The organism is Mesorhizobium sp. BAC0120, from assembly GCF_033542235.1.
Taxonomy (GTDB): Bacteria; Pseudomonadota; Alphaproteobacteria; order Rhizobiales; family Rhizobiaceae; genus JAWRCU01.
This window is the reverse complement of record NZ_JAWRCU010000016.1, coordinates 117,734-124,699: the sequence shown is the minus strand read 5'-3', so window position 1 is coordinate 124,699 and position 6,966 is coordinate 117,734. Positions and strand designations below refer to the sequence as shown.

The 6,966-nt window shown below is 63.3% G+C and carries 5 protein-coding genes; all 5 read right to left on the bottom strand.

From position 1 onward, the window contains the following. Positions 1–180: 180 nt before the first annotated feature. Entirely contained in the window at positions 181–570 is a 390-nt protein-coding gene (locus SAZ10_RS27210; RefSeq protein ID WP_318612569.1) for an endonuclease domain-containing protein, read from the bottom strand. A gap of 163 nt (positions 571–733) precedes the next feature. Further along, positions 734–2,344: a DHA2 family efflux MFS transporter permease subunit gene (locus tag SAZ10_RS27205; RefSeq protein WP_318612568.1), complete on the bottom strand. Its 1,611-nt coding sequence runs from the start codon at positions 2,342–2,344 to the stop codon at positions 734–736. Then, a complete protein-coding gene (locus SAZ10_RS27200; RefSeq protein WP_318612567.1) occupies positions 2,341–3,438 on the bottom strand; it encodes an HlyD family secretion protein in 1,098 nt (365 codons plus the stop codon). Before SAZ10_RS27200 ends, SAZ10_RS27205 begins: the two co-directional genes overlap by 4 nt. 355 nt (positions 3,439–3,793) lie before the next feature. Then, positions 3,794–4,258, bottom strand: a complete 465-nt coding sequence (locus SAZ10_RS27195; protein ID WP_318612566.1) for a hypothetical protein — start codon at positions 4,256–4,258, stop codon at positions 3,794–3,796. A 7-nt stretch (positions 4,259–4,265) separates the two neighbouring features. Next, positions 4,266–6,950, bottom strand: coding sequence for a type VI secretion system ATPase TssH (gene tssH, locus SAZ10_RS27190; protein WP_318612565.1), 2,685 nt, complete (start codon positions 6,948–6,950; stop codon positions 4,266–4,268). Between the last annotated feature and the right edge of the window lie 16 nt (positions 6,951–6,966).

The window sequence follows — 6,966 nt, the reverse complement described above, 5'->3', positions numbered from 1 at the left end:
CCCTCCAGGTTCAGGTGGATGCGATCCGACGATCGGCGCCAATGGCCGGGTGGCCACCCGGCCATTGGCGTCCCTTGCGAGACCCGTCTTCGTACACAATTTCCAATGCAAGGTGGATCGGCGCTTTGGCGCCGAGACGGTTGAGGGGTAATTGCAGGGCGCTGCGTTGCCGAAACAGCGCTACCGCCACGGCTGCAGGCTGACATCCCGCGCGAAGTCGATGATCGTATCGCAGACGCTGGTGACCTCCCGCAATACCTCGTCGTTCCAGAAGCGCAGCACGCGAAAGCCGCGCCGATTCAATTCCGCATCGCGCACGGCATCGTAGCGCGATTCCGAATGCTGGCTTCCATCCAGCTCGACGATCAATCTTGAATGGAGACAGACGAAGTCGGCGATGTAGTTGCCGATCGGTACCTGCCGACGGAACTTGATGCGGTCGAGCCTGCGGTTGCGCAGCTCGCTCCAGAGCTTCTCTTCCGCCTCCGTCATCTCGCGGCGCATCGTGCGGGCGAAGCGTCTGTTCTTCGGCGGGACGGGCTGGTGCGGCATGGCCGGAGAGTATATCAACGGTGCTCTTTTCGGCAACGTCGCGCCTTTCGCGCACCCCTCATCCGTCTCGGCGCTAGGCGCCGAGCCACCTTCTCCCACAGGGGGAGAAGGGGGGTGCGTTGCATTTGCGTTTCCGCCAATCTCCAACGTAGGGGATTTGCAGTTGAACTCCTCGTTACGCTCATCCCGCAGCGGGCTGCGCCCGGCCGAGCTCGACCCGCTGCAGGACGAGCAAGGCGACCGGCGCCATCAGGGCGGCTACCATCGCGAATGTGGTGAATATGTCGATGTAGGACATCACCGTCGCCTGGCCGGCCACGGTCTGTCCGATCAGCTCGTATGCTTGCCGCTGCGCCTCGGCCGGAGGTATGCCTCGTGCGACCAGTTCCGCGGTGGCCCGGCTCAACGCCTCCTGAAAAGGCACGGAGGACGGAAACAGGTTGCTCGTCAGATATGATTGATGACGCTGGGCGCTGCTGGCGAGAGCCGCCGTCGCGACGGACACGCCGATGCTCCCGCCGAGATTGCGCGCCACGTTGATGAGGGCGGCCGCGTCGTTCGTCTTGTTCGGCGGCAGGTTCGCGTAGGAGGCGGAGGTGATGGGAATGAAAAGGAAGGGCAGCCCGATCGTCTGCAGCAAGCGCGACCAGGCGAAGAAGGAGAAGTTGGCATCCGCCGTGAAGCCAGCCGTGTGCCACATGCCGAATGCCACGGAGAGCATGCCGAAGGCGATCAGGTATTTCGGCTGGATGATGGCCGAGAGGCTGCCTGCGATCGGCATCATGCATGCCATCACAAGCCCTGCCGGCAGGAGCACCAGACCGGCAAACGTAGCGTCGTAGCCAAAGGTCGTCTGCAGAAGCTGTGGCAATTGCTGGGTGGCGCCGAGCAGCACCGCGAATGTCGCCACCATCAGCAGGCAGCACGTCCCGAACTGGCGGCGTGCAAAGAGGCGTATGTCGACGATGGGCTGCTTGCGCGTGAGCTCCCAGGGAATGAGGAGGATGAGACCGATCGCTGAAATGGTCGCGAAGGTGATGATGAAGTTCGACTGGAACCAGTCCTCGCGCTCGCCTTTGTCGAGCACAACCTCGAGACCGCCGAAGAAGAGCACGACGAGAATGAAGCCGACCCAGTCCAGATGGAGGCCGCCGGCCAGGCGCTCCCGGCGTTCCCGCTCGAGCACCTCCGGCTCGATCAAGAGCCAGGCGACGAGCATGAGCGAGAGGACGCCGACCGGACCGTTGATGAAGAATATCCAATGCCAGGAGTAATTGTCGGTGAGCCAACCGCCAAGCGTAGGGCCGATTGTCGGCGCAACGACGACCGCGATGCCGAAGATTCCGAAAGCCTGGCCGCGTTGTCGAGGCGGGAAGCAGTCGGCAAGGATTGCCTGGCCGATCGGCACCATCCCGCCGCCGCCGAGGCCCTGGAGCACGCGAAAGACGATCAGCCAGCCAAGGCTCCACGCCAGTCCGCACAGGATAGAGCTTACCGTGAACACCCCCACGCAGATCATGTAGAAGCGCTTGCGGCCAATCGCATTGGCGAGCCAGCCGCTAATCGGCAGCACGACAGCATTGGCAATGAGATAGCTGGTCAGGATCCAGGTGCTTTCATCCACGCCTGCCGCGAGGCTCCCCGCAATGTGTCGCAGGGCGACATTGGCGATCGAGATGTCGAGCACTTCCATGAAGCTGGCAAAAGCAATGACCACCGCAATCAGCCAGGGATTGCGGTCTCCGGCCGGCGAGCGGCTCCGATCGAAGCCGGGTTCGTCCGCCGCGCTCATCTCACCCGCACATAGGGAACGACGGACATGCCCGGTCCGACGAACACGTCGGGCGGCTCGTCGAAGACGATCTTCACGGGAACGCGCTGCACCACCTTGACGAAGTTGCCGGTCGCGTTCTCCGCCGGGAGCAGGCTGAAAACGGTGCCGCTGCCCGCCTGCAAGCTGTCGACGTGCCCCCGGAACGTTCGGTCGGGATAGGTATCGATCTCGAGGTCCACCGGCTGTCCCGGGCGCATGTCGGTGAGCTGCGTTTCCTTGAAGTTGGCCGTCACCCACACGTCGCGCGGGACGAACATCAGCAGATTCTGGCCCGGCTGCGCATAAGCTCCTTTGGCTGCCGTCAATTTTGTGACGCGTCCAGCAAAAGGCGCAACGACATTTGTGCGGTCGAGGTTGGTCTCAGCCTGCTCGATCGCCGCCTGTGAAAGGCTTCGGCCGGCTTCGGCCTGCTGTTGCTGTGCTTTAAGGATCGGGATCTGCTTTTCAGCCGCGACGACACCTTGCTGGGCGACGTCGAATGCCGCCTGCCTTTGCGTGAGATCGGCGGCGGTCTGATCGGCACGCTGCACGGTCCCCGCCCCGCTCTTGACGAGGTTCTGCGCGCGATCGTTCTCACGCCGGGCGAGGCTCAAGGCGGAGTCGGCTTCGGCCAGTTGCTTGCGGGCCTGGTCGATGCCCGTCTGCTGGGCGTCGAGCTGTGCATTCAGCGTCGCGAGCTGCCCTTCGGATTGAGCGAGCTGCGCCCGGGCCTCGTCAGCCCGGGCCCTGTAGTCCCGGTCGTCGATCTTGAGGAGAGGCTCGCCGGCCTCGACCAGCTGGTTGTCATTGACGAGCACATCGACGATAGCGCCTGCCACCTGCGGACTGATCGAGACGAAGCGCGCCTCGACAAAGGCGTCGTCGGTCGATTCGTAGTGACGGGCCTGGAGCCACCAGAGCCCGACGCCGATCAGCGCGATCAGGACCGCCGCGATCGCGAGTCCTATCAGCGCCCGCCGTCCACGAGCAGGCTTCTTCTTTTTTTCGGCCGTCTGGCCTTGCTCTCTTTCGGCGGGCTCAGCCGGCCGATTCTCCATAACCTTTTGATCCATCTTCCGGACTCCGGAGCAATGAAAAGGACAAGACCGAGCAGGAAGGGGTTATTCTTGGCTTCCGATCGCCGCCCATGCTGGGCGCGGCGATCACTGGTCGTCGCGACGCTTGCGCCCCTGGTCACCGTTTCGACGAAGTGTAAACGGCCGGATCGCCACTGGGTTTCGTCGGCAGGAGGAATGCAATGCAAAACGTCACACAACGCCGCCAGCATGCCGGGGAGTCATTTGCCTGACAAATTATCGTGAGGTCGATGGTGGACCTTTGTTGCCGGATGCAAAATCCGTCCAGGTCGAATCGATGTTCAGCTATGTATTCCTCGGTCGCGGCTCCAGCCTTTACGGATAGAAGCGCCTAGTTCGCGACAAACAGCTTTGGCTTCAGCTCGTTCGGAAAATTCGGTTCCTTGCTAAGCAGCGCGTGCCTGTCGGACCCGAATTCCGAACCGTAATTCGCGTTGAGCCCGACGATCGTGTAGGGCATGTCGCGCAATGGGCCGAACATCCGCCCGAGCGGAAGCGGCTCTACCCTGCCGTCAGCAAAACCGCCCTGAGCAGGCAACTGCCAATACCACCTCTGGAAAACTGTGATGGCGTTGATGGTTTCGGGCCCGCAGTCGCCGTCGATGCGGGGTGCTGGGCCGTTTCCGCCAAAGACCGTCTGCTTGTCCGGTTTCGTGCCCCATAGGGCGTTCAGAAAGAACTGCACCAGAAGGACGTCATCGCGGCGGTTGATGCCGCCGCGCCCCACCACCGCATCGACAAGATAGGTCACCCGGGCGAGCTTTGTCGGCCGCTCGAGAAGTTTGACGTGCGCCATCTTGCCCTCACGCGATCTCGTAGTGAAAAGTCCCGTCCTTCACATCGACCGCAACGCGGCTGATCTCCGACCGCTCCAGCGAGCGGTTCAATATGTGCCTGGAGAGCTCCGGCAGCATCGTGTTGGTGAGGATGTTGTCGATCATGCGGCCGCCCGAATCCGGGTCGTTGCAGCGGCTGACGATAAGGTCCACGACGGCGGGGCTGTAGTCGAAGCTCGCCTCGTAATTATCCGCGATGCGGCGCTTGATGCGGTCGAGCTGCAGCCTGACGATGCCGCCCAGCATCTCGCCCGAAAGCGGGAAATAGGGGATGGTGACGATGCGGCCGAGCAGCGCCGGCGGGAACACCTGCGTGAGATGGGGCTTGAGCGCCTGCTCCAGCTCCTGCGGGCTCGGGCGGGTCCTGCCCTCGTCCGCCATTTTCATGATCACCTCGGTGCCGACATTCGAGGTGAGGATGATCAGCGTGTTCTTGAAATTGATCTTGCGGCCGTTGCCGTCCTCCATGATGCCCTTGTCGAACACCTGGAAGAAGAGCTCGTGCACGTCGGGATGGGCCTTCTCGACCTCGTCGAGCAGCACCACGGAATAGGGCTTGCGCCGCACCGCCTCGGTCAGGCGGCCGCCTTCGCCATAGCCGACATAGCCGGGAGGCGCGCCCTTCAGCAGCGACACGGTGTGCGCCTCCTGGAACTCGCTCATGTTGATGGTGATCATGTTCTGCTCGCCGCCATAGAGCGAGTCGGCGAGCGCCAGCGCGGTCTCGGTCTTGCCGACGCCCGAGGGGCCACACAGCATGAAGACACCGATCGGCTTGTTGGGATTGTCCAGCCTGGCCCGATTGGTCTCGATGCGCTTGGCGATCATTTCGAGGCCGTGATCCTGCCCGACGACGCGCCTGGAGAGCGTGCCGGCGAGCTTCAGGATCGTCTGCACCTCGTCGCTCACCATCTTGCCGACGGGAATGCCGGTCCAGTCGGAGACGACCGAGGCCACCGCCTGCTCGTCGACGAAGGGGTAGATCATGCGGTCTTCGGGCCGCATCTCTGCAAGTTCCGACACGAGCTCGAACAAGCGCTTTTTCGTATCGACGCCCTCGGCAGCGGCTGACGCCTCCGGTTGAGCGGCAGCGTCGGCAGGCTGCGCCTTTTCGGCGGAAAGCGCATCGCGCAGCTTGCCGATGTCGGCGACGATCTCGGCCTGCCTGGCATGCTTGGGCTCGAGATCGTCGAGTTTCTTCTTTATCTCCGCGATCTCGGCATTCAGTTCCTCGATGCGCTTGGGATTGGCCTGACCAATATCGGCCTGGCGGTCGATAGCCTCGAGCTCTTCCTTGCGCGCGTTGATCGCGTCCTTGAGGTCGGCAATCGCGGCGGGCGTCGTCGACTGGCTGATGGCGACACGGGCGCAAGCCGTATCGAGCAGGCTCACCGCCTTGTCCGGGAGCTGGCGTGCCGGGATATAGCGGGCGGAGAGCTCGACGGCCGCGACCACCGCCTCGTCCGAGATGCGCACCTTGTGATGTTTCTCCATCGGAGCGAGCAGGCCGCGCAGCATATAGGCAGCCTTGTCGATCGAAGGCTCGTCGACATTGACCGGCTGGAAGCGGCGTGTGAGAGCCGGATCCTTCTCGATATACTGTCGATACTCGTTCCAGGTTGTGGCGCCGATTGTGCGCAGCGTGCCGCGTGCGAGGGCGGGCTTGAGAAGGTTAGCCGCATCGCCCGTGCCGGCCTGGCCGCCCGCGCCGATCAGCGTGTGGATCTCGTCGATGAAGAGGATGATGGGGACGGGCGAAGCCTGCACCTGGTCGATGACCGAGCGCAGCCGCTGCTCGAACTCGCCCTTCATGGAGGCTCCGGCCTGCATGAGGCCGATATCGAGCGCATGCAGCTTCACGCCCTTCAGATGCGGCGGCACGTCGCCGGATGCGAGCCGCTGCGCGAAACCTTCGACCACCGCGGTCTTGCCGACGCCCGCCTCGCCGGTGAGGATCGGGTTGTTCTGACGGCGGCGCAAGAGCACGTCGATGACCTGACGGATCTCGTCATCACGGCCGACGATCGGATCCATCTTGCCCGAGGCCGCCACCGCCGTCATGTCGGTCGAAAAGCGGTCGAGCGCGGTGTTGCCGCGGGCGCCCTCGCCTGCCGGCGCGTCGGATCCAGGCTCGCGCGCTGCGAGCCCGGAGCCATCCATCGGCCGCAGATTCTCCTCGTCGGACTGCGCCCACATGGAGCGGGCATCGCTCGCGACGCGATCGGGATCGAGCGTGCCGAACTGTTTGGAAAGCTGGTTGAGGGCGCGCCTCAGCTCCAGCGACTTCAGCGTCGCCAGCAATATGTGGCCGGTGCGAATCTGCGTCTCGCCGAAATACAATGTCGCATAGTGCCAGCCACGGTCGAGCGCGTCGGTGATCTGCGTCGAAACGCCGGGCATTTCGGTCTCGTTCTTGCGGAAGCTGTCGACGAGATCGGTGATGTCCTTCAGCGCCCGCGCGCGATCGATTCCATAGTGGTCGAGCGTGAGCGACACGTCTGACCGGTCGTTCGACAGGATGTGCAGCATCCAGTGCGCGAGCTCGACATTGCGGTTGCCGGCCTTTTTGGCATGGCGGAGCGAACGCATGAATGCGTCGTAGCCAAGCCGGTTCAGCTTGCCGGTTACTGTTTCGAGGCTGATTTCACTCATGGCGATCCCCTCCGAA

Excerpts from the sequence above, each read along its gene's own strand:
- SAZ10_RS27205 (WP_318612568.1), bottom strand. The coding sequence starts at position 2,344 with ATGAGCGCGGCGGACGAACCCGGCTTCGATCGGAGCCGCTCGCCGGCC.
- SAZ10_RS27200 (WP_318612567.1), bottom strand. The coding sequence starts at position 3,438 with ATGGATCAAAAGGTTATGGAGAATCGGCCGGCTGAGCCCGCCGAAAGA.
- SAZ10_RS27195 (WP_318612566.1), bottom strand. The coding sequence starts at position 4,258 with ATGGCGCACGTCAAACTTCTCGAGCGGCCGACAAAGCTCGCCCGGGTG.
- tssH (WP_318612565.1), bottom strand. The coding sequence starts at position 6,950 with ATGAGTGAAATCAGCCTCGAAACAGTAACCGGCAAGCTGAACCGGCTT.